This is a genomic window from Demequina sp. NBRC 110052 (assembly GCF_002090075.1).
Taxonomy (GTDB): Bacteria; Actinomycetota; Actinomycetes; order Actinomycetales; family Demequinaceae; genus Demequina.
This window is the reverse complement of sequence record NZ_BBRI01000002.1, coordinates 861,807-885,041: the sequence shown is the minus strand read 5'-3', so window position 1 is coordinate 885,041 and position 23,235 is coordinate 861,807. Positions and strand designations below refer to the sequence as shown.

Here is a 23,235-nt window from a genome sequence, read left to right as displayed (position 1 = left end):
GGGAATATCGCGCGAGACGCGAGCGTTCCGGCACACATGACCACGATGCTGACGGCTCCCGCGAGTTCGCCTGGGCGCGGGCGCGTGCGAGCGCCGCTAGGCTCGGGGACGATGACCGACACCGATTTCGACTTCGAGACCGAAGCGCTGTCCTACATGGACCAGCTCTACGCCGCCGCCCTGCGCATGACGCGCCACGGCGCCGACGCCGAGGACCTGGTGCAGGAGACGTACGCCAAGGCCTTCGCGGCGCAGGACAAGTTCACTCCGGGCACCAACCTCAAGGCGTGGCTGTACCGGATCCAGACCAACGCGTTCATCAACACGTACCGGAAGAAGCAGCGCGAGCCGAAGCGCTCCGACGCTGAGCAGGTGGAGGACTGGCAGCTCGCCGCCGCCGCCGAGCACACGTCGTCGGGCTTGGCCTCTGCCGAGGACGCCGCGCTCGATTCCATGGGGGATACGGAGGTCAAGCGCGCTCTCGCCGAGCTGTCCGATGACTTCCGCATGGCCGTGTACCTCTCCGACGTGGAGGGGTTCGCGTACAAGGAGATCGCGCAGATCATGGACACGCCCGTGGGCACCGTGATGTCGCGGCTCCACCGAGGACGCAAGCTGCTTCGCGAGAAGCTGCGCGAATACGCCGCCGACCGCGGCATGTACGACCGCCGTGAGGGCGCCACCCCCAAGAAGGACCAGGAGGTGTGCGATGGCGCACAAGGCTGAGTGTGAAGAGGCGCTGGACCGTCTCTTCGAATACATCGACAACGAGCTCCCGGATGACGAGCTCGTGCGCATCGGCGAGCACCTCAAGACGTGCCCGCCGTGCGAGGCCGAGCATCGCATCAACGAGAAGATCAAGCGGATGGTGCACGGCGCCGGCGGCGAGGTCGCGCCAGGCGACCTGCGTACCAAGGTGCTCGCGACCATCCGGGAGGCCCGCACCGCGGAGTGACGTACGCACCCCGGCCCCCGCGTCGGGCGTGCGGAGACGACAGAGCCCGCCCCGGCAGATGCCGGAGGCGGGCTCTTCGCGTCTTGACGCCGGGTCAGGCGTTGGGGCGCTTGCCGTGGTTGGCGCTGGAACCGGCGCGCGACTTGCGCTTGCGGCCTCGCTTGCTCATGGCTTCCCCCTTTCCGGGACGCGGGTACACGAATCGACCCGCCATTGTCCCACACGAGGGGCTCGCGCGGCGACGCGCCCGACGCTGGGGTCGAGCTGGCATGGAGTGCGCCACACCGCGTGGCTCCGGGTGCTCGGGAGGCGTTAGCCTGCGCATGATCGTCTCAAGCAAGCCGCACATTCTGCCGAAGGAGCACTCGTGAGCGAACAGCCTGTCTCCGTGATCCCGTTCCTCCACGCCCTGGCGTCGACGGGTGGCTCCGACCTGCACTGCAAGGTCGGCTCCGCGCCTCGCATCCGCGTCGACGGCCGCCTGCGCAAGCTCCAGGTGCCGCCGCTCACGCCCGAGGACACGCGCAACATGGTTGCGCAGGTGCTGCCGGAGGAGCTCGTCGCGCAGTTCCGCGACATCCACGAGGCTGACTTCGCGTTCTCGCTCTCGGGCGTCGGCCGTTTCCGCGTGAACGCCTACGTGGCGCGTGGCACGGATGCGCTCGTGTTCCGCCGCGTCGCGGTGGGCGCGCAGCCCATGGAGGAGCTGGGCCTGCCCGAGGTCATCGGCGACCTCGCGATGGAGCCGCGCGGCCTCGTGCTGGTGACGGGGCCCACGGGATCCGGAAAGACGACCACGCTGGCCTCGATGGTGGACCTCATCAACGAGAACAAGGAAGTCAACATCATCACGATCGAGGACCCGATCGAGGTGCTGCACCAGGACAAGAAGGCGATCATCTCGCAGCGCGAGGTGCGCTCCGACACGATGGACTTCACCAACGCGCTGCGTGGCGCGATGCGTCAGGACCCCGACGTGATCCTCGTGGGCGAGATGCGTGACATCGAGACGGTGCGTGCGGCGCTGACTGCGGCGGAGACGGGCCACCTGGTGCTCGCGACGCTGCACACGGTCGACGCGCAGGACACGATCAACCGCATCGTTGACTTCTTCACCCCGCACGAGCAGGGGCAGATCCGCGCGACGCTGTCGCAGACGCTGCGCGGCATCGTGTCGCAGCGACTCGTCAAGAAGGCGGACGGCTCGGGCCGCAAGCTCGTCGCCGAGGTCATGATCAACCACGGTCGCACGGCTGAGGCGATCGTCGACCCGTCGACGCAGCCGCCGCTGCTGGACCTCATCGCCGAGGGCGAGTACTACAAGATGCAGACGTTCGACCAGCACCTGTTCGTGCTGGTGCGGGATGGCGAGGTCGCGTACGACGATGCGATCTCGATCGCGTCGCGTCCCCACGACCTCTCGGTCACGCTCCGCAACGCGGGCGTCATCGTCTGACGCGGGGCGCCGGGAGCCCCGCGCGCGGCGTCAGAGCTCGGGCTGCTCGAGCCCCAGCCAGTCATGCCACGACGAGTGCAGCACTAGCCAGGCCATGAGGCCGTAGCCGGCCTGCAGCGGCAGTGAGTCGCGTCCGGTCGCCATGTCCGTGAGCCACTGGTCGTGGCGCGCGAGCGGGCCGTACATGTCGATGTACGGGACCGTGCGGCGGGCGGCGGCGTCCTCGCACAGGGCGGCGAGTTCGGCGATCCGCGCGTTGTCCTCCTCGCGGCCCGGCGGCGGCCCGGCGAGCATCACGGTGAATCCGAGCGCGTGCGCGCGGTCGATCGCGTTGGCGAGGTTGAGACGCGTCATGGTCGCGGAGACCCTGCGGTGGATGTCGTGCCGCCCGATCGCGAACAGCACGTGCTTGGGCGCGCCGGGCGCACCGTCGGCGCCGAGGCGGCGCAACGCCTCCTCGTCCCAGCGGCTCGTCAGCTCGCCCGTGGTCTCGCCGGGGACGGCCAGGGAGTGGAACGCCAGATCGGGTGCGAGGGGCAGGGTGCGCGCGGCGACCCGTCCCGTCCAGCCCAGCGCCTTCGGGTCGCCCTGACCCGCCACCAGCTCGTCCCCGACGAAGAACACGTGTCTCATCGCGCGAATGCCCTCATCACCAGATCCTCCTGCTCGGCCTTGTGGCGCGAGCTGAGGCCTGAGGCGGGGGAGGCCGAGGCCGGGCGTGACACCACGCCCACATTCTGGTCGATCAGCTGCGGAAGCGACAGCGAGATCTTGGACCAGGCGCCCTGGTTCTGCGGCTCCTCCTGGACCCACATCACCTCGGCGCCGTCGTAGGGCGCGAGCGCCTCCTTGATCGCGTCGGCCGCGAGCGGGTACAGCTGCTCGAGCCGGACGATCGCGGTGGTGGTGTCGCCGGTGCGGTCGCGCTGCGCGACGAGGTCGTAGTAGACCTTGCCCGCGCACAGCAGCACGCGCGTCACGTTCTCGGGATCGATCGTGTCAGGGATCGCCTCCTGGAACGTGCCGGTCGTGAACTCCTCCACCGAGGATTGCGCGGCCTTGAGGCGCAGCATCGACTTGGGGGTGAACACCACGAGCGGGCGGCGGGGCCGGTCGTAGGCCTGACGTCGCAGCAGGTGGAAGTAGCTCGCCGGCGTGGACGGCATGGCCGCGATCATGTTCTCCTCCGCGCACAGCTGGAGGAAGCGCTCGACGCGCGCCGACGAGTGGTCGGGGCCCTGGCCCTCGTAGCCGTGCGGCAGCAGCAGCACCACAGACGAGGACTGGCCCCACTTCTGCTCTGCCGACGAGATGAACTCGTCGATGATGGTTTGCGCGCCGTTGACGAAGTCGCCGAACTGCGCCTCCCACAGGGTTAGCGCGTCGGGGCGCTCGACCGAGTAGCCGTACTCGAAGCCCAGGCACGCGTACTCGCTCAGCGACGAGTCGTAGATGTGCAGGCGCGCCTGGTCGGCGGCGAGGTACAGCAGCGGCGTCCATTCGGCGCCTGTGGACCGGTCGTGCAGGACGGCGTGGCGCTGCACGAACGTCGCACGACGGCTGTCCTGGCCGGACAGCCGCACGGGCACGCCCTCCTGGAGCAGGGTGCCGAACGCGAGGATCTCGCCGAAGCCCCAGTCGATGCCGCCTTCGCGCGTCATCGTCTCGCGGCGCTCCATGAGCTGCGCGAGCTTGGGGTGGATCGTGAAGCCCTCGGGCGGGCGCGTGTGCGCGCGCCCGATGCGCTCGATCTGGCTCGCGGCCACCGAGGTGCGCCAGCCGAACATGACGCCCGCATCGGACGACTGTGAGGACGGCAGCTCGAGCCCGGAGATCGACTCGGTGTCCGACTGGAAGCCGTCACGCGTCTCGAGGAACACACGCTCCAGCTGCGCGAGATAGTCCTTCGACACCTGGTCGGCCTCGTCGGTGGTGATGTCGCCGCGGCGGATGAGGGACTCGGTGTAGAGGTGGCGCACCGAGCGCTTCGCCTCGATGAGGTCGTACATGCGGGGCTGGGTCATCGACGGGTCGTCGCCCTCGTTGTGGCCGCGACGGCGGTAGCAGACCATGTCGACGATGACGTCACGGTTGAACGCCTCGCGGTACTCGAACGCGAGGCGGGCAGCACGCACGCACGCCTCCGGGTCGTCGCCGTTGACGTGGAAGATCGGGATCTGGAACCCCTTGGCCAGGTCCGTGGCGTAGCGCGTCGAACGGGAGTCCTGCGGCCCGGTCGTGAATCCCACCTGGTTGTTGATGATCACGTGCACGGTGCCGCCGACGCGGTAGCCGCGCAGCTGCGACAGGTTGAGCGTCTCCTGCACGATGCCCTGGCCGGCGAAGGCCGCGTCGCCGTGCACCAGCACGGGCAGCACGGGGTAGCCGTCGGTCGCCGGGTCGGCTCCCATCGCGTCGAGCTTGGCGCGCACGATGCCCTCGAGCACCGGGTTCACGGCCTCGAGGTGCGAGGGGTTGGCGGCGAGGTACACGTTGGTCTGTTCGCCCGTGTCGGCGGTGAACACGCCCTCCGTGCCGAGGTGGTACTTCACATCGCCCGAGCCCTGCACCGAGCCGGGCACTGCGGTGCCGTCGAACTCGGAGAAGATCTGCGAGTACGACTTGCCGGCGAGGTTCGCGAGCACGTTGAGGCGGCCGCGGTGGGCCATGCCGATGCAGACCTCGGCGACGCCCGCGCGCGCGGCGGATGCGAGCACGGCGTCGAGGAGCGGGATGAGCGACTCGCCGCCCTCGAGCGAGAAGCGCTTCTGGCCGACGTACTTGGTCTGCAGGAAGGCCTCGAACGCCTCGGCCGAGTTCAGCCGCTTGAGGATGTGCAGGTGCTCCTCGCGCGCGGGGCGCGTGAAGCCGTGCTCGAGCCGCTCCTGGAACCACAGGCGCTGTGCGCGGTCCGCGATGTGCATGTACTCGAGGCCGATGGTGCGGCAGTACGCGTCGCGCAGCCGGTTGAGCACGTCTCGCATGACCCAGCGGTCCTGACCCGCGAAGCCGCCGGTGGGGAACACGCGGTCCAGGTCCCACAGCGTGAGGCCGTGGGTCTGCACGTCGAGGTCGGGGTGCTTGCGCGGGCGCGAGCTGAGCGGGTCGACGTCGGCCATGAGATGCCCGCGCGAGCGGTACGCGTGGATGAGCTCGGCGATCTTGGCGGGCTTGGCGGCCTCGGCCTCGTCGTTGGTGGCGGCGTCCTGGATCCACCGCACGGGCTCATAGGGCACGCGTAGGGCCGCGAACACGCGGTCGTAGAAGCCGTCGAGGCCCAGCAGCTTGCGGTGCACGATCGCGAGGTACTCGCCTGACTGCGCGCCCTGGATGACGCGGTGGTCGTACGTCGACGTGAGGGTCATGATCTTCGAGACGCCGATGCGCGCGATCGTCTCGGGCGAGGCTCCCTGGTACTCGGCGGGGTAGTCCATCGCGCCGACGCCGATGATGGCGCCCTGGCCGCCCATGAGTCGCGGCACCGAGTGGACGGTGCCGAGCGTGCCGGGGTTCGTCAGGGTCATGGTCGTGCCCTGGAAGTCGGCGGCCTGGAGCGCGCCGGTGCGGGCGCGCTTCACGACCTCGTCGTACGACGTCCAGAACTTCGCGAAGTCCATCTGGTCGGCGTCCTTGATGTTCGGCACGAGCAGCTGGCGCGAGCCGTCCGGCTTGGCGAGGTCGATCGCGAGCCCGAGGTTCACGTGCTCGGGGTTGACGAGCATTGGCTTGCCGTCGTCGTCCTTGGCATACGCGGCGTTCATCGCGGGCAGCTCGTCGAGCGCCTCCACGAGTGCGTAGCCCACGAGGTGCGTGAAGCTGACCTTGCCGCCGCGGGTGCGGGCGAGGTGGTTGTTGATGACGACGCGGTTGTCCTGCAGGAGCTTCGCCGGGATGGGGCGCACCGAGGTCGCGGTCGGGACCTCGAGCGAGGCCTCCATGTTCGCGACCACGCGCGCGGCGGGTCCGCGCAGGCGCTCCATGCCCGGGTGCACGTCGCGCGAGACGCGCTCCTCGTGCTCGGCCCTCTGGAGGTACAGCGCCGTGGGCGCCTGGGCGGTCGCGATCGGCTGGGTGGCGGTTGGCTCGCGGTCCGTCGCGGGCTCCGCCGGGGACGTGCCCGACGCTGGGGTGGGCGTCGCCGGGGTGGCGGCCGCCGCGTCGGGCTGACTGACTGCCGGTGCGGGGGCTGGCGTCGCGGGGGCCTCAGCCGCCGGGGCCGGTGCGGTGGGGGACTGCGCGGGGGACGGGGGGACTGCCGCCGCCTCGGGCGCCGGCGGCGTTGCCGGGGCCTGGTCCGTGTGCTCGGCCTGCGCGGCGCCTCCCAGTGCGAGGGAGGCGACCGACGGGGCGCCAGCGGAACGGACGATGGAGGTACGGTCGGTGTCAGGCGCGCTGGTGTCGGGGGACACGTCGGGGCCGCTCACTTTCTCACGTGGTCGCATCGATGCGTTGGGTGGTCCTATCTTCCCCCCGCGAGACAGGTGCCCGGTACTTTCGTCCCGGGTTTTTGGGAAATCGTTACGGCCATGATCAGGGCTTTCTCCCCGGCTGGTCACGCGGTGGTCAAAGTCCGGTCACGAGTCCGTCAGGTGAGGTCGCGACGCAGCGTCGTGAGCCATCCGATCACGGCGGCCACGACGCCGTATCCGAGCAGCACGACGAGGCCCGCCCACGGCGCGAGCAGGTCGGACAGGCCCGACGCGGCGTAGAAGCTGTTGCCCACGAGCGCCTCGCCTGCGGCGCCGGGCAGGAACTTCGCGAGGCCGGAGACCGGCTCGAGGAAGCCCAGCGCCACGCGCAGGATCGGCTCTACCAGCTGGGTCCACCCCAGCAGGATGACGATCACCGCCACCTGGTTCGGCACAGCGGTGCCGAAGCCGACGCCCACGAGCATCCAGGCGGACATCGCGACCACCGAGAGGCCGATCGAGCGCCACACGGACGCGTCATCGAGCAGCGTCGGCTGGTCCGCGAGCGACAGTGCCGCGACGCCCACTGCCACGGCGGACGCCGCCGAGACCGCGCCGTACAGGAGCGCGAACGGCAGCGCCGCCACGGCCTTGCCCAGCACGAACCGCAGGCGGCTCGGCTGCAGCGCGAGCGTCGTCGCGAACGTGCGGTGGCGGAACTCGCCCGTCACCATGAGGGCGCCAAAGGTCATCGGGAACGCATATCCGAGCGAGACGCCCAGGGTGTACACCGTGATCGCCATCGACTTGGGGTCGATCGCGATGGGCTCCCCGTCGACGCCCGTGCCGGTGTCGCCGAACGCGAACGCGAACGCGAAGACGCCCGCGAAGAACGCGATCGTGCCCGCCATGAGGATCAGCAGGATCCACCACAGACGCGTCGTGAGGACCTTGCGCAGCTCGGAGCGGATCACGGCGCTCATGCGGCGGCCTCCGTTCCCTCGAGGGGCGCCCGTTCCTCCGTGAGCCTGAGGAACAGCCGTTCGAGGCTCTCCCCGCGCTCGGTCAGTCCATGCAGCTCGAGGCCGGCCGCGTGCGCGGCAGCCCCGACCGCGGCGGCCGTCGCGCCGAGGATGTGCACCGAGCCGTCGGAGCCCGCCCGGGATCCCTCCCAGCGCGCCGCCAGCGCGGCCAGTCCCTGCGCATCGGGCGAGCGCACCTCGACCTCCGGCGCGGCGAGCGCGCGCATCTCGGCTAGCGGCGAGGCGTGACGGATCCGCCCCGCGGCGATCACCACGACGTCGTCCACGGTCTGCTCGACCTCGCCCAGCAGGTGCGAGCTGAGCAGCACCGTCCCGCCGCGCTCCGCGAACGCGCGCACGAACGAGCGCATCCAGGTGATGCCCGCGGGGTCAAGACCGTTCGCGGGCTCATCGAGCACGAGCGCCTGCGGGTCGCCGAGCAGCGCCGTCGCGAGCCCCAGCCGCTGGCGCATGCCCAGCGAGAAGCCGCCGACGCGACGTGAGGCAGCGGTCTCGAGCCCGACCATGCGCAGCACCTCGTCGCAGCGCGCCTCGCGCACGCCCGCGAGCGGTGCGAGAGTGCGCAGATGGTCACGCGCGGTGCGACCCGGGTGGAACGAGGCCTCGAGCTGTGCGCCGACCACGGTGGCGGGAGAGGGGATCCGTGGGAAAGGCACGTCGCCGATGGTCGTGCGGCCCGACGTGGGCTTGACGAGCCCCATGAGGGCGCGCAGCGTGGTCGTCTTTCCCGCGCCATTGGGTCCCAGGAAGCCCGTGACCCGGCCCGGCTCTGCCGTGAACGACACGTCCTGCACGGCCGTGACGCCGCCGTAGCGCTTGGTCAGACCTTCCACTGCGATCCGCGGACCGTCCACGTTTCCCCCTTCGTTCATCGTCGACTCCGACGACGATATCGCCGTCGCGCGCCCGCGGCGTCGTGCACGCGCTATGTATTCTGTGGGCACGATGGAAAGCGACAGTCGCCCCCGAAGTAGCAGCCGCCGATGACCGACTGGATCTACGTCGGCGTCGGCATCCTCCTCACGCTCGGAACCGCGGTGTTCGTGGCCTCCGAGTTCTCGCTCGTCGCGCTCGATCCCGCGCACGTGGACGAGGAAGCTCCCGGCGGCAAGCGCATCCGGCGCTCGCTCAAGCGGCTCTCGACGCAGCTCAGCGGCGCCCAGGTGGGCATCACGCTCACGACCATCCTGCTGGGCTACACGGCCCAGCCTGCGCTGGTGAGGCTGCTCGACCTGCCGCTGTCCTCGACGCCGCTGTCGCGCAGTGCGGTCGCGGCGCTCGCTGCGACGCTCTCGCTCGTCATCGTCAACGCGTTCTCCATGGTCTTCGGCGAGCTCGTGCCCAAGAACGCGGCGCTCGCGGACCCCATGGCCACGGCGCGCATCGCGGCACCGCTCAACGCAGGCTTCACGACTGCGCTGCGGCCCGTGATCGCGGCGCTCAACGGCGCCGCGAACGCGATCCTGCGGCTCGTGGGGATCGAGCCCAAGGAGGAGCTCTCGGGCGCGCGCTCGCGGCAGGAGCTCGCGGCGCTCGTGCGGCGCTCCGCCGAGGCCGGCACGCTCGCGCCGAGCACGGCGCTGCTGCTCAAGAACTCGATCGAGCTCGAGGACCTCGCCGCGATCGACGTCATGACGGACCGCACACGCATGCAGATCGTGGGGCTGGATGCCTCGGTCTCCGACGTCCTGTCGCTCGCGCGCGCGACGGGGCACTCACGGTTCCCGGTGTGCGCGGACGGCCCCGACGACGTGGTCGGCCTGGTGCACCTGCGCGCGGCTATCGCCGTGCCAGGGCACGAGCGCGACACGACGCCGGCGCGCCAGATCATGGTCGACATCCCACGCGTGCCAGAGACGCTCGAGCTCGCGCCTCTGCTGCTCGAGCTGCGCGAGACAGGACCGCAGTGCGCCATCGTCGTCGACGAATACGGCGGCACGGCGGGCATCGTGACGCTCGAGGACGTCGTCGAGGAGCTCGTGGGCGAGGTCGCTGACGAGCACGACCGCCGCCGCGCCGACGCCTACCGAACCGCGGGCGGCGCATGGATCCTGCCGGGAGTCCTGCGCCCCGACGAGATCGCGGAGAAGACTGGGCTCGAGCTTCCCGAGTCGCCCGCGTACGAGACGCTCGGAGGCTTCCTCATGTCCCGGCTCGGACGCGTCGCGGCCGTCGGGGACGAGGTCCGCGAGGCGGGCCTGGAGCTCAGGGTCGAGCGCATGGATGGACGGCGCGTGGACCGCGTGCGCGTCTCCGTGCTGGACGTCTTCGCGGAAGAGGCTGACGCATGAGCGCCGGCATGGTCTTGCTGATCGTCGGCCTGCTCGCCGCCAACGCCTTCTTCGTGGGCGCCGAGTTCGCCGTCATCTCGGCGCGCCGCTCCAGCATCGAGCCGCGCGCGGAGCAGGGCTCGCGCGCCGCCGCGACCGTGCTGTGGGCGATGGAGAACGTGTCGCTCATGCTCGCGACCGCTCAGCTCGGCATCACCGTGTGCTCGGTCAGCCTGGGTGTGGTGGCCGAGCCGGCGCTCGCACACGCCATGGAGCCGACACTGCATGCGTGGGGGCTTCCGGAGGGGACCGCCCACGTCGTCGCCGTGGCCATCGCGCTGTTTGTGATCGTCGGCCTGCATGTGGTCGTCGGCGAGATGGTGCCCAAGAACGCCGCCGTGTCGAGCCCCGACCGCGCGGCGCTCGTGTTCGGACCACCGCTCGTGTGGATCGCACGTGGTGTCAAGCCGATCATCGTCGCGCTGAACTGGATGGCCAACGCCGTGCTGCGGCTCATCGGGATCCAGCCCAGGGATGAGGTCACGAGCGCCTTCACCGCGGACGAGGTCCACTCGATCGTGGAGCGCTCGAGCGAGGAGGGCACGCTGTCCGACGCCGCGGGCCTGCTCACGGGCGCGATCGAGTTCTCGGACCATGTGGCGGCGGACGTCATGGTGCCCATGTCGCAGGTGGCGTCGGTGCAGTCCGGAGTGACCGTCGATGATTTCGAGCGCGCCGTGACCGAGAGCGGCTTCTCGCGTCTGCCGGTGATGGAGGACGGGGTGTGCCTCGGCTATCTCCACATGAAGGACGCGCTGTATGCGCGCCCGGGCGAGCGGGACGACCCGATCCCGGCCTGGCGCGTCCGCGATCTTCCGTCCGTGGAGCACGACGCGGACATCGAGGACGTGCTCGCACGCATGCGTTCGACGGGCGCCCACGTCGCCTCGGTGAAGCGCGACGGGGTGACCGCCGGGCTGCTGTTCCTCGAGGACATCATCGAGGAGCTCGTGGGCGAGGTGCGCGACTCGATCGCGCGCGAACGGAGCTGACGGGGCTCCTGCGGGTGTGGGATTCCTCTCGTCTGCGGTTGACCGTCGTTACCATTCGGTTACCATGGAGCATCTGCCCGATGCTGATCGTTGGGCTCATCTAGATGGCTACTGAGGGATACCCCGTGGAAAACGATGTGAGCGTGCGCACTGACACGTCCACGACGCCTCAGCGGCACAGCTCCGAGCACGGTCGTCCGCGCTACCGCAGGCACAAGCGCCTGCAGGAGACGCAGGAGATCCGCGTGCGCACCTCGCACCGCCGTCGCACCTTCCTCACTCGTGGTGGCGTGCTCGCTGGCTTCGGCCTCGCGATGCTGGTGTACCCGATCATGGGCAACGTGATCCCCTACGCCTCGGCGGTCGAGGAGGTGCCCGGCGTGATCGTCGGCGAGGCTCCGTCGACCGCGCACGCGCTGCTCGGCCGTGGCCCGCAGCTCGTCGAGTCGTCGCTCGCGGCACCTACTGTGGATGAGGTGGCGAGCGCGATCGCCGTCTCGGACCGCTACACCGTCAGCCAGTACCTCCCCGACTGCGACCCCACCGGCGATCTCTCGGGCTCGAACGGCAAGCTCGCCGCATCGGCCCTGTGCGACGTGGCCCCCGGCGTCGAGCTCCGCGCCGACGCTGCGGTCGCGTGGGCCGAGATGAACGCTGCCTTCAAGGTCGCGTTCGGTCGCGACATGTGCGTGGGCGAGGGCTACCGCTCGCTCGCCAAGCAGTATGCGACCAAGCGGTCGCGCGGCTACCTCGCGGCAACGCCCGGCACGTCCGTCCATGGATGGGGCCTCGCGTTCGACCTGTGCGGCACGGACGACTCCGGCGCGGCGAAGCGGTGGCTCGACAACAACGCGGAGACCTGGGGCTGGGTGAACCCGGCCTGGGCGAAGACGCGCAAGTGGGAGCCGTGGCACTGGGAGTACGAGCCCGCGACCGACGCGATGGACCTCTACGGCTCCGGCTTCTACGGTGCCGACGGCACGAGCGACTGACCCACTGCCCGCACCCCACGTCGTCAGTGGGTGCCGAAGGTGTCGCGTCCGTTCGGGCCGCCAGAGTCGCCTGAGCTGCTCCGATCTCGGCGATCTCGCCGCCTGAACAGTTCCGCCGCCTCCGACGTCAGACCCGACGCGCGGCGTGTGCCGTCGCCCAGAGCTGACGCGGCTCGCGCCCGCAACTGCCTGCGCACCGCATCCAGAGGGCTCGCGGGCGCCTCCCGGGCCTCGTCTGCGGCCGCGCGTGCGGTGACCGCCTGTGCCTCGCTGCGCGGCGCCGGGTGCACCACGGGGTAGTCGGCCAAGGCGAGCTCGGCCGCCTCGCGTCCCAGCTCGATGAGTCCAGGGATGTCGCGCGCGACCCATTGCGAGCGGTGGCCGATGCGCGGTCGGATCACCGTGACGTCCGCGCGGATCTCGTACTCGTGCACCTCGAGCCCTGTGCGGTACTGCGGCACGGCGTCCCACTCGGCCGCGAGACGCACGCCGATGACGTGCCGCGCACCGAGCGTGAACGCCGCCTGGAGGGGGAGGTTCTGGACGACGCCGCCGTCCACGAGCACGTGGCCGTCGAGCCGCTGCGGCCGGAACAGGCCGGGCACCGCGATCGAGGCGCGCATCGCGTCGGTGAGGGAGCCGCGGTCGAGGAGCACGGCGGCTCCCGTGGTGAGATCGGTCGCGACGGCGGCGTAGGGGATCGGCAGGTCCTCGATGAGGGTGTCTCCGCCGGCGATCTGCTCGACTGTGCGGCGCAGGCCCTCGGTGTCCAGCAGGCCCAGGCCCGGACTGAAGGAGAAGGTGCCGAAGTCGCCCCAGTCAGCGGCGAGCACGAGCTCTTCGAGTCGGTAGGGGTCGAGGCCCGCGGCATACGCGGCTCCGATCACGGAGCCGGCGGACGTGCCGGCGACGATGTCGGGGCAGATCTCTCGTTCGTGGAGCACCTGGAGCACGCCCACGTGCGCGGCTCCGAGCGCGCCTCCGCCTCCCAAGGCGAGGCCGAGCCGTGGCTCGTACCGCAGGTCCCCCCGATCGCTCATGCCGCCATCGTAGGGTCCGAAATGTCCGGGAGGCGAGGGGTCGGTTGCGTCGCGCGCCGCATGCATCGTTGACAGTTCAACTAATGCTGAGTAATGTTCCTCGAGTTACTTGAACCATCAATATCTCTGGAGCAGTCATGGACATCGTCTTCCTCGTCGCGCGCATCCTGTTCGCGCTCATCTTCATCTTCTCGGCCATCGGCCACCTCACCCAGGCGAACGCCATGGCGCAGTACGCCACCTTCAAGGGCGCGCCCGGCGGCAAGGCGGGCGTGATCGCCTCAGGTGCGGCCATGGGCATCGGCGCCGTCATGATCGTGCTCGGCGTCTGGGGCGACCTCGGTGCGCTCCTCATCGCCGTGACGCTGATCCCGATCAGCCTGTTCATGCACGCGCACTGGAAGGAGGAGGACGCCCAGGCCAAGCAGACCGAGCAGATCTCCTTCAACAAGAACCTCGGGCTCATCGGCGGTGCCCTCGCGCTGTTCCTGCTGTTCGCCGTGACCGGCGCTGACATGGGCCTCACGATCACCGGATCGGCCATCACGCTCGGCTGATCCGGGAGCCGCACCCGGTCGGTGCGAGGCGATAGGGGCGGGCCCACGGGCCCGCCCCTTCGTCGTCTCCTTGCGCACCTGGGCGGCCGCCGCGTCGGGCGTGTCCCCGGAGACGCCAAAGGCTCCTCCCTCTCAGGAGGAGCCTCTGTGGCGCGAGCCATCGCGATATCTCGCGAAGTGCCCCCGACAGGAGTCGAACCTGCGACCTACGGTACCGGAAACCGGCGCTCTATCCGCTGAGCTACGGGGGCCCGCCGCACGGATGCGGCTGGTAGAGGATATCAGTCCTGGGGCCGCCTGATCGGTGGCCTCAGGTGGCGTCAGCGCGACGCGCCAGCGCGCAGCCAGACCAGGAACGTCGCGAGCGTCCGTGCGAACCCCTCGCCCTCCGGCACATCGAGATGCCCGTGGAACGTGTCCGGCTCGAACGAGCACTCGACGGGCACTCCCGCTGCCTCGAGCTGCTCCGCGAAGCGCTCGCCCGAGGGCCTGAGATCGTCCCACTGCGAGTTGACGATGATCGTCGGCGGCAGGCCCGCGACGTCGCCCTCGCCCGGGTACACGCGCGGATCCGTCAGCAGCGATTCGTCGTCGGCCACGTAGTTGAGGTTGAACGCACGGACCAATTCAGGCGGGAACGCGCGGTCACGAGGGATGTCCTCGAGGTCCGGCGCCGTCGCGGGTGCGGGTGCGGGGATCGCCGCGTGGAGCAGGGGATAGGCGAGCACGAGCCCAGCGGGCGTCGCCGCGCCCCGATCGCGCAGGGCCGTCGCGGCTCCCGCGGCGAGATTGGCGCCCGCGCTCGCGCCGCCCAGGAACACCCGGTCGATGCCGTGCTCCCGCGCTCGCGCGACCATCCAGTCGAACGCGGCGATCACATCGCGATGGGCCGCCGGGAAGGGGTGCCCGCCCGGCGGGCGCGAGGGGACGGACGTCGGCGGCTCGGGCGCGAGCCGGTAGTCGACTGACAGCACGAGCCACCCATGTGCGGCGAGCCAGCTCGAGACCGCGTGCGCCTCCGGCATGTCGAGGTCGCCCCACGCGAACGCGCCGCCGTGCGCCCACACCAGGGAGCCCTCCGGTTCACCGTGAGGAGAGTAGAGGCGGCACGGGACTGGTACGTCAGGGCCAGGGACCTCGAGTTCGCTCACCGTCGGCGCAGGGCTCATTCTCCTCACCCTAGCCAGTCCGCGCCGCCGCGAACGGCGACGCACCACGACGTATGGTCGAGCCATGAGAACCTCGCCCGCCCGCATCCTCGCGGCGCTTGCCGCCGTCACTCTCGGCGCGACGCTGCTCGCCGGATGCGAGGCGGCGCTTCCCTCGCGCCAGCCCGACGCGGTCGGCACCGTGGGGGAGGTCTCCACCTCGGACGGTGTGACGGTGCTGTCCTTCGTCCCCGATGCGGGCTATGAGTACTTCCTGGGCACGCTGTTCTGGGTCGATGACAGCGTCGAGGTGATCGGCCCCGAGGGCGTGTCCGTCGACGCCTCTGAGATCGTGCTTGGCGCCGAGGTGGAGGTCTGGACCGAGGCCTGCGCCGAGTCCTTCCCCGTCCAGTGCGACGTCGTTGCCGTGCGCTGGACAGGACCGACGCTGTAGCCGCCGCAGCGCCCGCCGCCCGGCCCCATCGTCGGCCGGGCCCCCGCTTCCGCCAGCCCCAGCGTCGGGCGCGTACCCCCGCTCAACCGCCGATAGACTCGACGGGTGACTCCCGAGCAGCTCAGCGAGACCATCCGCGCCGCCCTCCTGGCCGGCATCGACGACAGCGACTTCCAGCTGTCCCCGTTCGATGTGCCCGAGGTCAAGGTGGAGCGACCTCGCCAGCGCGAGCACGGCGACTGGGCCACCAACGTCGCGATGCAGCTGGCGAAGAAGGCCGGCACCAACCCGCGCGAGTTCGCGACCACGCTGGTGGAACGCCTCGCTGAGATCGACGGCATCGAGTCTGCCGAGGTCGCGGGTCCCGGCTTCATCAACATCCGCCTGGCCGCGGGCGCGGCAGGGGAACTGGCCCGCACCATCGTGCGCGCCAACGGCGCGTACGGCCGCGGCGACAGCCTCAAGGACCAGGTCGTCAACGTCGAGTTCGTCTCCGCCAACCCCACGGGTCCCATCCACCTGGGCGGCACCAGGTGGGCCGCGGTCGGCGACTCGCTCGCGCGTCTCATGGAGTTCCACGACGCGCGCGTGATCCGCGAGTACTACTTCAACGACCACGGCTCGCAGATCGACAACTTCGCGAAGTCGCTCTATGCGGTCGTCGCGGGTGAGGACGCCCCCGAGAACGGCTACGGCGGCCAGTACATCCAGGACATCGCGAACGAGGTCATGGTCGAGGCCATGGAGGCGGGCGACCGCGACCCGCTCGAGCGCCCGCGCGACGAAGCCATCGAGTTCTTCCGCGAGCGCGGCGTGCGCCTCATGTTCAACGAGATCAAGGACTCGCTGAAGGACTTCGGCGTCGAGTTCGACGTCTACTTCCATGAGGAGTCGCTGCACAGCAGCGGCAAGGTCGAGCGTGCACTCGATGAGCTCAAGGCCTCGGGTGCCCTGTACGAGTCCGAGGGCGCGTGGTGGCTGAAGTCGACCGACCACGGCGACGAGAAGGACCGCGTCGTCATCAAGTCGGACGGCAACGCGGCGTACATCGCCGGTGACATCGCGTACATCCGCGACAAGCACGAGCGCGGTGCGGACCTGTGCGTCTACCTGCTCGGCGCCGACCACCACGGCTACATCGCGCGGCTCAAGGCCGCGGCCGCGGCGCTCGGCTACGATCCGGCGTCCGTCGAGGTCATCATCGGCCAGATGGTCAACCTCGTGAAGGACGGCCAGCCGGTGCGCATGTCCAAGCGTGCGGGCACGGTCGTGACCATGGAGGACCTCGTGGACGCCGTGGGCGTCGATGCTGCGAGGTACGCGCTGTCGCGCTCCAGCACGGACCAGTCGATCGATATCGACCTCGACCTGCTCGCCTCCGCGACCAACGCGAACCCCGTGTTCTACGTGCAGTACGCGCACGCGCGCTCCGCGGGAGTCGCGCGCAACGCTGCGGAGTACGGCATCGCGCGCGAGGACGGCTTCGACGCCGCACTCCTCACGCACGAGAGCGAGGCTGCGCTGCTCGGCGCGCTCGGCGACTTCCCGCGCGTCATCGCGCAGGCCGTCGAGTTCCGCGAGCAGCACCGCGTGGCCCGCTACCTCGAGGAGCTCGCCTCCGCGTTCAACCAGTGGTACGACCGCACGCGGGTCACGCCGCTCGGCGACGAGGAGGTCACCGATCTTCACCGCACGCGCCTGTGGCTCAACGACGCCACGGGCATGGTGCTGCGCACCGGGCTCCACCTGCTCGGCGTGAGCGCCCCCGAGAGGATGTAGCGATGAGCGTGTGGTCCGCGACGGTGACGCGCAGCGAGGACGGAGCGATCGTCGTCGGGGGCTACGACGTCCGCGACCTCGCAGGCAAGTTCGGCACGCCGCTGTACGTGATCGACGAGGTGGACATGCGCGCGCGCGTCTCCGCCTTCCGCGACCACTTCACGGCGGCGTTCGGACGTCACGGCGCCAAGTGCGACGTGTTCTACGCCTCCAAGTCGTTCCTGTCCTCGCGCGTCGCCCGCTGGATGCTCGACGAGGACGTGAACATGGACGTCGCCTCGGGCGGTGAGCTCGAGATCGCGCTGCGTGGAGGCATGCCAGCCGAGCGCCTCGCGCTGCACGGCAACAACAAGTCCGATGCGGAGATGCAGCGCGCGCTCGAGGTCGGCGTGGGGCGCATCGTCCTGGACTCGCTCGACGAGATCGCCGTGCTTGACGCCATCGCGGGCGAGCTGGGGGCTGTGGCTCCCGTGATGGTGCGCGTCACCACTGGAGTGCACGCGGGCGGCCACGAGTACATCGCGACTGCGCACGAGGATCAGAAGTTCGGGCTCTCGCTCGCGACCGGCGCGGCGCTCGAAGCGCTGCGACGCGTGCACGCCGCGGAGCATCTGGAGCTGCAGGGCATTCACACCCACATCGGGTCGCAGATCCTGTCGATCGAGGCGTTCCGCGAGTCGGCCGAGCGCATGCTGCGCCTGCGGGCGACCTTCGCGGCGGAGACCGGCGTCGAGATGCCAGAGGTGGACCTGGGCGGCGGCTACGCGATCGCCTACACGCCCGATGCGGAGGCTCTCGAAGCGCGCACCGCGGCGTTCGAGATCGCTGATGCCGTAGCCGACGCGCTCGCGGAAGCGGGTGGGTCGTGGCCCCGGTTCTCGATCGAGCCCGGCCGCGCGATCTCGGGACCTGCAGGGATGACCTTGTACCGCGTCGGCGTCGTGAAGAGGGTGGAGCTCGACGAGGGCGGCACTCGCACCTATGTGGCCGTCGACGGCGGCATGAGCGACAACATGCGGCCCATCACGTACGGCGCGGACTACACCGCGGCGCTCGCCGCGAGGGAATCGTCGGCCGAGCCGGCGCTCAGCCGCGTGGTGGGAAAGCACTGCGAGAGCGGCGACATCGTGGTCCGCTCCGTGGACCTGCCTTCCGACGTCGCGCGCGGCGACCTGCTTGCGGTGCCGGCCACGGGTGCCTATGGCCGTGTGATGTCGAACAACTACAACGCGCTGCTGCGCCCCGCCGTGGTGTCGGTGCGCGACGGTGAGGCGACGCTGCACGTGCGGCGCGACACGCTCGAGGACCTGCTCAGCTGGGACGTCGCGCCTGACGCGTGAACCCCTCGCGAGCGCCGGTGTCGCGCGCTCCGGTGCTCAGCGGTGGGCGGGGTCAACGCGTCGCTGTCGCCCCCGTGCGCCACGAACGCCGAGGAGTGCGGCGCCTAGGAGGGCGAGGGTGGCGCCCGTCGTCGACGTGAGCGTGGCTCCGACTGGGCCGGTTTCTGGCAGCTCTGGAGCGTTCGGGGCGGGCGAGGCGATCACGCCGGACACTGCCTCGCTTGGCGCGCCCGCTCCGGCGCTGGTCTCGGCGGAGACGCGGTAGGTCACGGTCTCGCCGCTGGTCAGCCCGCGGTAGACGACGCTCGTGCCCGCGGCGGCGGTGGCCGGGATCCGATCGATCGTCTCCCACGCGTCGGCGACGAGCTGCTCGATGATGTAGGCGTCGATGTCCAGGCCGTTCCCGTCCGGAACCGACCACGACAGGTGAGCCTCGCCCACGCCCGTCTCCAGCGCGGCGACAGGCGCGTTCGGCAAAGCGACGGGGCGGCGCTCGCAGTATCCGCCTGACCGTAGGCGTAATACGAGGACGCGAACGCCATGCCGGCCACCTGGAACTCGTACTCCGTTCCGACCTCAAGATCGGTCACCACTGCCGATTCGCCCACGGAATCACCGAACCACTGCGTCCACGTGCCGCCGACGTTGCGATACGCGATGACGTAGGCCTGGGGAGCGGTGCCTGCGGAGGAGAGCCGCCACGTGAGTGCGACCTCACCCGGACCCGGTGTGGCCGCAAGGTCGGTCACTGCGGCGATGGGGGAAGTCGCATCGGTCGTGAACGCCGCTGTCGCGGAGGGGAGGCTGTCGCCGATCTCGCTCACCGCGACGATGCGGGCCTCGTACGAGGTGCCCGGCGTCAACGCGAAGAGCGCGGCAGTGGTGGCGCCGTCGGTGACCACGTGATCTATGAAGTCACTGGTCCCGGCGACGCGGAGCTGGACGCGGTAGCCCGAGAGGGGAGCGTCGCCCGTCGAGGCGCCAGCCGTCCACTGGACGGACGCGAGCGAGGGCCCCACTGGCAGGGCGAGGGTGATGCTGGGCGCATCCGGCGGGTCACCGGGGCCGGCCGCGAGGGCGTGCGTTGCCGACGCTGCAGACAGTACTGCGGCCAGCGTGATGGCGATGACGGTGCGGATCCACGCGGAGAGGTGGGCTGAGGGGGCGATCGGACTCACGTGGTGAGATAATACGTACGGGCAAGTATGTAAGCAACCCGACTGGATGACGATCAGGGCGGACAAGCCTCCGCTCATAGGATGGGCCCATGACCGAGGAGCCGCGTCGCACCAAGTTCGATGAGCGCCGCGAGGCGACCCGTGCAGATCTGCTCGCTCTCGGCGCGGCGCGGTTCCCACTCACGGGCTACGTCGCGACGCGCGTCGACGACATCGTGGCGGGGTCGACTCACACCAAAGGTGCCGTGTACTTCCACTTCGGCTCCAAGGAGGGCTACTTCCTGGAGGTGATGCGCTATCGCGGCGACCTCATGGAGAGTTCATGGCGCGAGCTCGCAGGGCGGGGCTTCGCCTCGCTCGAGGAGGGGCTCGCCGCCGCCGCTGGCTGGCTGACCGTGGGGGAGGGGCTTCCTGACACGCTGCTGCTGTCAGAGTTCCGCTTCGCGATGCGTGACAAGCCCCCGATGCTCGCGGCGCTCGCTGGCCTCTATGAGCGTTGGATCGACAACCTCGAAGTATTCATTCACATGCTCGCGCAACAGGGTCTGGTCCGAACGGACAGGCCCGTGCGCGAGCTGGCGGAGTCGGTCTATCACGTCACGGATGGCTACGTGGTGCACGGCGGCGTCTTCGGGTCGGCGCTGGACGGGCTTCGCGGCGACCTGATCCGCGTGCTCCAGCCTTGATTGCGTGCGCCCCAGCAGTCGCTGAGTGCCGGAAAGTGATCCGATACCGGCACTCAACGACTGCCAGGAGGCCACGCGGCTGCTAGAGCGCAGCCTTGATCGCCGCGTCGAGCGAGGTGGGCTCGCGACCGATGAGTTCGGCGAGGTCGGTCGACTCGGTGTACAGGTCGCCCTGCGCGATGCTCGCGTCGATCGAGGCCCAGAAACCCGCAGTGCCCTCGTCCATCCCGGCAGCGACCATGCCAGCGGTGAGCTCCTCGACCGTCACGTTCGTGTAGGCGACGTCCTTGCCGGTCGCGGCGGAGATCGCGGTGGCGAGCTCGGGGAAGGTGAACGTGGTGCCGGCGAGCTCGTAGACAGGCTTCACGTCGTCCGCGGTGATGGCGGCGGCCGCCGCCTCGGCGAAGTCGTCGCGGGTCGCGGTCGACAGGGCCGCGTCTCCGGCGGCGCCGATGATCGCGCCGCGCTCGAGGTAGCCGGGGATCTGCGCGGTGTAGTTCTCGGTGTACCAGGAGTTGCGCAGCAGGACTGTCTCGATCGAGGACGCCGCGAGCGCCTGCTCGGTGGAGACGTGCTCCGGCGCGAGGCCCAGCGTGGAGGTGTCGGCCTTGAGGATCGAGGTGTAGGCGATGCGCTGCACTCCCGCCTTCTCCGCGGCGGCGATCACGGCCTGGTGCTGCGCGGCGCGCTTGCCGACTTCGGATCCGGACACGAGCACGAGGCGGTCGACGCCCTCGAGGGCGGCTTCGAGGGTCTCGGGCTGGTCGTAGTCCGCGACGCGGGTGCGGACGCCGAGTGCGGCGAGGTCCTCGACCTTGTCGGTGTCGCGGGCGAGCGCGATGACGTCGAACGGGGAGAGGTGGAGATCGAGCAGGGCGTGGACGATCTTGCGTCCGAGCTGGCCGGAGGCTCCGGTCACGGCGTAGGTGGTCATGGTGTGTCCCTTCATCGGCGGGCGGAGGCCCTCGTGTGCGCTGATCGGATGTGTTCAGCGCCCTGACGCCCATACTAACTATTCGATAGCGCTATGCATTCCACAGCGTTCGCGTATCCTGGTCGCATGACCACCGATGCCGTCGACCGTGCCGAGCTTGGCCCCAGTGCCGCGCTCGTCGCCGACGTGTTCGCGAGCGCCTGCAGCTCGCGCGCCGCATTCGAGACCATCACCGGCAAGTGGGCGTCTCTTGTGCTGCTCGCGCTCGCCGAGGGGCCGCATCGCTTCGGCGAACTGCGCCGCCGCGTCGAGGGCGTGAGCGAGAAGATGCTCTCGCAGGCACTCCACGGACTCGAGCGCGAGGGCCTCCTCACGCGCACCGACCACGGCTCGGTACCGCCGCGCGTCGACTACGCGCTCACCCCGCTCGGCGACGACATCGCACGTCGCCTTCGCGAGCTCGCCGACCTGCTTCAGGCGGCCGTGCCCACTCTTGACGAATCCAGGGCGGCGTACGACGCGAGGTGACGTCCGCGTCGGGCATGCCCGACGCTGGGGCGAGACGCGCGACCAGGGTGAGTCGCGCGTCGGGCGGGCTACAGGCGAACCCAGGCCGTCAGCGCGTCGATCGCCTCGCCGATCTCATCCATCACGCGGTCATAGACCTGCTGCGGGCGCGCCCACGGGTCGTCGAGGCTGCGCAGCGGCGCCTCCCGCGAGAGGCGTTCGGCGTGCAGGGTCGCGGCCGCGGCGACGAGCCGGTCCGCAGCGGTGTCACCCGCAGGCGACTGGGCGCGGCCTGCGAGCTCGGCTGCCTCCTTGAGGCCGAACACGTGATCCGGAAGCAGGCCCTCGGACTGCACGATCCACCGCGCGTGCTGCTGCGTGGCCACGAGCACCAGGTCCGACTGGGCGAGCAGCTCCGAGTCGAGCTGCGTGGGCCGGTGACGCGGGATGTCGAGCCCCGCGCGGTCCCGGGCGCTGCGCCGCATCTCGTGCGGCACATCCATGCCGATCTCGGCGTAGGTGCCAGCGGACCGCACGTCGGCGGCCTCTCCCCACTCTCGCTGCGCGAGGTAGTGCATCGACGGGGAGCGGCAGATGTTGCCGGTGCAGACCATGAGGATGCGGGCGGGACGGCTCATGCGTCCAGAGTAGGGCGGATGCCGTGCCACTCTGGACCGATGGACTGTCCCCAGCTCACCTACATCGGGGGCCCAACCGTGCTGATGCGGTACGCGGGCCTGACCTTCGTGACCGACCCGACCTTCGACCCGCCTGGCGACCACGGTGGGCTCGTGAAGACGCACGGGCCGGGCGTCGAGCCAGGCGACCTGCCGCCGATCGACGTCGCGCTGATCTCGCACGACCACCACCCTGACAACCTCGACGACGCGGGGCGCGAGGTCGCGCTCGGAGCCGCGCTGGCCCTCACCACGACTGCGGGAGCGGCGCGCGTGCCGGGGCTCGTGGGGCTCGACCCGGGCGACACCATCGCCCACGGCCCCGTCACCATCACCGCAGTGGCGGCGTTGCACGGCCCTCCGGGCGTGGCCGAGCAGACCGGGCCCGTGATCGGATTCATCGTGCGCGCGGCGGACTGTCCCGCGGTGTACTTCTCGGGGGACAACTCGGAGGTGTCGGTCGCATCCGCCGTCGCCGCCGCGCACCCCGACGTGCGCCTCGCGATTCTGTGCATGGGAGCGGCGCGCGTCGCCACGCGCGGACCCGACCCTCTCACGCTCGACGTGGCGCGTGCCGTGGCGGTGGCGAAGGCCTTCCCCGACGCGCTGGTCGTGCCCGTGCACGTCGAGGACTGGGCGCACTTCAGCGAGGACCGCGAGACCTCCATGGCGGGCCTCCGTGACGGTGGCGTGGGACAGCGTCTCGTGGACCTGCAGCGCGGTGTGCCGACCGTGCTCGAGCCGTGACACCGCCGCTC

General features: G+C 70.3%; 24 protein-coding genes, 1 tRNA gene and 1 pseudogene. 14 read left to right on the top strand and 12 right to left on the bottom strand.

Annotated features, from left to right (window positions below; translation table 11 throughout):
• The first annotated feature begins 36 nt into the window (after positions 1 to 36).
• The gene (locus B7K21_RS04295; RefSeq protein ID WP_373994277.1) at positions 37 to 726 is read left to right on the top strand and encodes a sigma-70 family RNA polymerase sigma factor; all 690 of its coding nucleotides are present in this window, start codon (positions 37 to 39) and stop codon (positions 724 to 726) included.
• Positions 710 to 955: a mycothiol system anti-sigma-R factor gene (gene rsrA, locus B7K21_RS04290; protein ID WP_084073973.1), complete on the top strand. Its 246-nt coding sequence runs from the start codon at positions 710 to 712 to the stop codon at positions 953 to 955. Before B7K21_RS04295 ends, rsrA begins: the two co-directional genes overlap by 17 nt.
• Positions 956 to 1,049: 94 nt before the next feature.
• On the opposite strand, the gene B7K21_RS12920 is transcribed toward rsrA, so the two are convergent.
• Positions 1,050 to 1,124, bottom strand: a complete 75-nt coding sequence (locus B7K21_RS12920; protein WP_373994281.1) for a 50S ribosomal protein bL37 — start codon at positions 1,122 to 1,124, stop codon at positions 1,050 to 1,052.
• Between the two features lie 198 nt (positions 1,125 to 1,322).
• On the opposite strand from B7K21_RS12920, the gene B7K21_RS04285 reads away from it, so the two are divergent.
• Entirely contained in the window at positions 1,323 to 2,411 is a 1,089-nt protein-coding gene (locus B7K21_RS04285; protein ID WP_084073972.1) for a type IV pilus twitching motility protein PilT, read from the top strand.
• A 30-nt stretch (positions 2,412 to 2,441) separates the two neighbouring features.
• Here B7K21_RS04285 and B7K21_RS04280 read toward each other — a convergent pair whose 3' ends face one another.
• From B7K21_RS04280 to B7K21_RS04265, 4 genes are all read right to left on the bottom strand, one after another.
• Entirely contained in the window at positions 2,442 to 3,044 is a 603-nt protein-coding gene (locus B7K21_RS04280; RefSeq protein ID WP_084073971.1) for a GDSL-type esterase/lipase family protein, read from the bottom strand.
• Positions 3,041 to 6,853: a multifunctional oxoglutarate decarboxylase/oxoglutarate dehydrogenase thiamine pyrophosphate-binding subunit/dihydrolipoyllysine-residue succinyltransferase subunit gene (locus B7K21_RS04275; RefSeq protein ID WP_084073970.1), complete on the bottom strand. Its 3,813-nt coding sequence runs from the start codon at positions 6,851 to 6,853 to the stop codon at positions 3,041 to 3,043. Before B7K21_RS04275 ends, B7K21_RS04280 begins: the two co-directional genes overlap by 4 nt.
• 143 nt (positions 6,854 to 6,996) lie before the next feature.
• Positions 6,997 to 7,803: a hypothetical protein gene (locus B7K21_RS04270; RefSeq protein WP_084073969.1), complete on the bottom strand. Its 807-nt coding sequence runs from the start codon at positions 7,801 to 7,803 to the stop codon at positions 6,997 to 6,999.
• Complete coding sequence (locus B7K21_RS04265; RefSeq protein WP_084073968.1) at positions 7,800 to 8,735, bottom strand: ABC transporter ATP-binding protein; 936 nt, start codon at positions 8,733 to 8,735, stop codon at positions 7,800 to 7,802. The genes B7K21_RS04270 and B7K21_RS04265 overlap by 4 nt, the downstream gene beginning before the upstream one ends.
• 111 nt (positions 8,736 to 8,846) lie before the next feature.
• Here B7K21_RS04265 and B7K21_RS04260 point away from each other — a divergent pair, with 111 nt between their 5' ends.
• The 3 genes from B7K21_RS04260 to B7K21_RS04250 all read left to right on the top strand — a co-directional run bounded on the left by B7K21_RS04260 (position 8,847) and on the right by B7K21_RS04250 (position 12,177).
• On the top strand, positions 8,847 to 10,154 hold the full coding sequence (locus tag B7K21_RS04260) for a hemolysin family protein (protein WP_084073967.1): 1,308 nt from the start codon (positions 8,847 to 8,849) through the stop codon (positions 10,152 to 10,154).
• Positions 10,151 to 11,185 carry a hemolysin family protein gene (locus B7K21_RS04255; protein WP_084073966.1) on the top strand — a complete coding sequence of 345 codons (1,035 nt, stop codon included), beginning with the start codon at positions 10,151 to 10,153 and terminating at the stop codon, positions 11,183 to 11,185. The genes B7K21_RS04260 and B7K21_RS04255 overlap by 4 nt, the downstream gene beginning before the upstream one ends.
• A 143-nt stretch (positions 11,186 to 11,328) precedes the next feature.
• On the top strand, positions 11,329 to 12,177 hold the full coding sequence (locus B7K21_RS04250; RefSeq protein WP_084073965.1) for a D-alanyl-D-alanine carboxypeptidase family protein: 849 nt from the start codon (positions 11,329 to 11,331) through the stop codon (positions 12,175 to 12,177).
• A 23-nt stretch (positions 12,178 to 12,200) separates the two neighbouring features.
• Here the strand turns inward: B7K21_RS04250 and B7K21_RS04245 are convergent, their stop codons facing one another.
• On the bottom strand, positions 12,201 to 13,217 hold the full coding sequence (locus B7K21_RS04245; protein WP_159448409.1) for a patatin-like phospholipase family protein: 1,017 nt from the start codon (positions 13,215 to 13,217) through the stop codon (positions 12,201 to 12,203).
• Positions 13,218 to 13,354: 137 nt separating this feature from the next.
• Here B7K21_RS04245 and B7K21_RS04240 point away from each other — a divergent pair, with 137 nt between their 5' ends.
• The gene (locus B7K21_RS04240) at positions 13,355 to 13,774 is read left to right on the top strand and encodes a DoxX family protein (RefSeq protein ID WP_084073963.1); all 420 of its coding nucleotides are present in this window, start codon (positions 13,355 to 13,357) and stop codon (positions 13,772 to 13,774) included.
• A 178-nt stretch (positions 13,775 to 13,952) separates the two neighbouring features.
• Here B7K21_RS04240 and B7K21_RS04235 read toward each other — a convergent pair.
• A tRNA-Arg gene (locus B7K21_RS04235) sits at positions 13,953 to 14,025 on the bottom strand.
• 69 nt (positions 14,026 to 14,094) lie between these two features.
• Positions 14,095 to 14,943 carry an alpha/beta hydrolase gene (locus B7K21_RS04230; protein WP_159448408.1) on the bottom strand — a complete coding sequence of 283 codons (849 nt, stop codon included), beginning with the start codon at positions 14,941 to 14,943 and terminating at the stop codon, positions 14,095 to 14,097.
• Between the two features lie 64 nt (positions 14,944 to 15,007).
• Between B7K21_RS04230 and B7K21_RS04225 the strand changes: the two genes are divergently transcribed.
• The 3 genes from B7K21_RS04225 (at position 15,008) to lysA (ending at position 18,495) form a co-directional block, all read left to right on the top strand.
• Positions 15,008 to 15,376, top strand: a complete 369-nt coding sequence (locus B7K21_RS04225) for a hypothetical protein (protein ID WP_144016056.1) — start codon at positions 15,008 to 15,010, stop codon at positions 15,374 to 15,376.
• Positions 15,377 to 15,481: 105 nt separating this feature from the next.
• Complete coding sequence (argS, locus tag B7K21_RS04220) at positions 15,482 to 17,155, top strand: arginine--tRNA ligase (protein ID WP_084073960.1); 1,674 nt, start codon at positions 15,482 to 15,484, stop codon at positions 17,153 to 17,155.
• 2 nt (positions 17,156 to 17,157) lie between these two features.
• Positions 17,158 to 18,495: a diaminopimelate decarboxylase gene (gene lysA, locus B7K21_RS04215; RefSeq protein WP_084073959.1), complete on the top strand. Its 1,338-nt coding sequence runs from the start codon at positions 17,158 to 17,160 to the stop codon at positions 18,493 to 18,495.
• A gap of 36 nt (positions 18,496 to 18,531) precedes the next feature.
• Here the strand turns inward: lysA and B7K21_RS12805 are convergent, their stop codons facing one another.
• Positions 18,532 to 18,936 (bottom strand): fibronectin type III domain-containing protein, encoded by a 405-nt coding sequence (locus B7K21_RS12805; RefSeq protein ID WP_234989175.1) that lies wholly within the window; start codon positions 18,934 to 18,936, stop codon positions 18,532 to 18,534.
• Between the two features lie 261 nt (positions 18,937 to 19,197).
• Here B7K21_RS12805 and B7K21_RS12800 point away from each other — a divergent pair, with 261 nt between their 5' ends.
• Positions 19,198 to 19,401 carry a hypothetical protein gene (locus B7K21_RS12800; RefSeq protein WP_234989174.1) on the top strand — a complete coding sequence of 68 codons (204 nt, stop codon included), beginning with the start codon at positions 19,198 to 19,200 and terminating at the stop codon, positions 19,399 to 19,401.
• Here B7K21_RS12800 and B7K21_RS12915 read toward each other — a convergent pair.
• Positions 19,341 to 19,751 (bottom strand): annotated as a pseudogene (locus tag B7K21_RS12915) (fibronectin type III domain-containing protein); the annotation flags it as partial. The gene B7K21_RS12800 and the pseudogene B7K21_RS12915 sit on opposite strands and share 61 nt — an antisense overlap.
• Before the next feature lie 11 nt (positions 19,752 to 19,762).
• Between B7K21_RS12915 and B7K21_RS04205 the strand changes: the two are divergent.
• Positions 19,763 to 20,359: a TetR/AcrR family transcriptional regulator gene (locus B7K21_RS04205; protein WP_084073957.1), complete on the top strand. Its 597-nt coding sequence runs from the start codon at positions 19,763 to 19,765 to the stop codon at positions 20,357 to 20,359.
• An 82-nt stretch (positions 20,360 to 20,441) separates the two neighbouring features.
• On the opposite strand, the gene B7K21_RS04200 is transcribed toward B7K21_RS04205, so the two are convergent.
• Positions 20,442 to 21,293 (bottom strand): NmrA family NAD(P)-binding protein, encoded by an 852-nt coding sequence (locus B7K21_RS04200; RefSeq protein ID WP_084074802.1) that lies wholly within the window; start codon positions 21,291 to 21,293, stop codon positions 20,442 to 20,444.
• Positions 21,294 to 21,419: 126 nt separating this feature from the next.
• Here B7K21_RS04200 and B7K21_RS04195 point away from each other — a divergent pair, with 126 nt between their 5' ends.
• Positions 21,420 to 21,821 carry a helix-turn-helix domain-containing protein gene (locus tag B7K21_RS04195; protein WP_084074801.1) on the top strand — a complete coding sequence of 134 codons (402 nt, stop codon included), beginning with the start codon at positions 21,420 to 21,422 and terminating at the stop codon, positions 21,819 to 21,821.
• 68 nt (positions 21,822 to 21,889) lie between these two features.
• Here the strand turns inward: B7K21_RS04195 and B7K21_RS04190 are convergent, their stop codons facing one another.
• Positions 21,890 to 22,438, bottom strand: coding sequence for a low molecular weight phosphatase family protein (locus B7K21_RS04190; protein WP_084073956.1), 549 nt, complete (start codon positions 22,436 to 22,438; stop codon positions 21,890 to 21,892).
• 39 nt (positions 22,439 to 22,477) lie between these two features.
• Here B7K21_RS04190 and B7K21_RS04185 point away from each other — a divergent pair, with 39 nt between their 5' ends.
• Complete coding sequence (locus B7K21_RS04185) at positions 22,478 to 23,224, top strand: MBL fold metallo-hydrolase (RefSeq protein WP_084073955.1); 747 nt, start codon at positions 22,478 to 22,480, stop codon at positions 23,222 to 23,224.
• The last annotated feature ends 11 nt before the right edge of the window (positions 23,225 to 23,235 follow it).

Coding starts and splice junctions, on each gene's coding strand:
- B7K21_RS04260 (WP_084073967.1), top strand. CDS start 8,847: ATGACCGACTGGATCTACGTCGGCGTCGGCATCCTCCTCACGCTCGGA.
- rsrA (WP_084073973.1), top strand. CDS start 710: ATGGCGCACAAGGCTGAGTGTGAAGAGGCGCTGGACCGTCTCTTCGAA.
- B7K21_RS04265 (WP_084073968.1), bottom strand. CDS start 8,735: ATGAACGAAGGGGGAAACGTGGACGGTCCGCGGATCGCAGTGGAAGGT.
- B7K21_RS04205 (WP_084073957.1), top strand. CDS start 19,763: ATGACCGAGGAGCCGCGTCGCACCAAGTTCGATGAGCGCCGCGAGGCG.
- B7K21_RS04280 (WP_084073971.1), bottom strand. CDS start 3,044: ATGAGACACGTGTTCTTCGTCGGGGACGAGCTGGTGGCGGGTCAGGGC.
- B7K21_RS04195 (WP_084074801.1), top strand. CDS start 21,420: ATGACCACCGATGCCGTCGACCGTGCCGAGCTTGGCCCCAGTGCCGCG.
- B7K21_RS04245 (WP_159448409.1), bottom strand. CDS start 13,217: ATGAGCGATCGGGGGGACCTGCGGTACGAGCCACGGCTCGGCCTCGCC.
- B7K21_RS04185 (WP_084073955.1), top strand. CDS start 22,478: ATGGACTGTCCCCAGCTCACCTACATCGGGGGCCCAACCGTGCTGATG.
- B7K21_RS04200 (WP_084074802.1), bottom strand. CDS start 21,293: ATGACCACCTACGCCGTGACCGGAGCCTCCGGCCAGCTCGGACGCAAG.
- B7K21_RS04255 (WP_084073966.1), top strand. CDS start 10,151: ATGAGCGCCGGCATGGTCTTGCTGATCGTCGGCCTGCTCGCCGCCAAC.
- B7K21_RS04270 (WP_084073969.1), bottom strand. CDS start 7,803: ATGAGCGCCGTGATCCGCTCCGAGCTGCGCAAGGTCCTCACGACGCGT.
- B7K21_RS04230 (WP_159448408.1), bottom strand. CDS start 14,943: ATGAGCCCTGCGCCGACGGTGAGCGAACTCGAGGTCCCTGGCCCTGAC.
- B7K21_RS04275 (WP_084073970.1), bottom strand. CDS start 6,853: ATGCGACCACGTGAGAAAGTGAGCGGCCCCGACGTGTCCCCCGACACC.
- lysA (WP_084073959.1), top strand. CDS start 17,158: ATGAGCGTGTGGTCCGCGACGGTGACGCGCAGCGAGGACGGAGCGATC.
- B7K21_RS04240 (WP_084073963.1), top strand. CDS start 13,355: ATGGACATCGTCTTCCTCGTCGCGCGCATCCTGTTCGCGCTCATCTTC.
- B7K21_RS04225 (WP_144016056.1), top strand. CDS start 15,008: ATGAGAACCTCGCCCGCCCGCATCCTCGCGGCGCTTGCCGCCGTCACT.
- B7K21_RS04190 (WP_084073956.1), bottom strand. CDS start 22,438: ATGAGCCGTCCCGCCCGCATCCTCATGGTCTGCACCGGCAACATCTGC.
- B7K21_RS04295 (WP_373994277.1), top strand. CDS start 37: ATGACCACGATGCTGACGGCTCCCGCGAGTTCGCCTGGGCGCGGGCGC.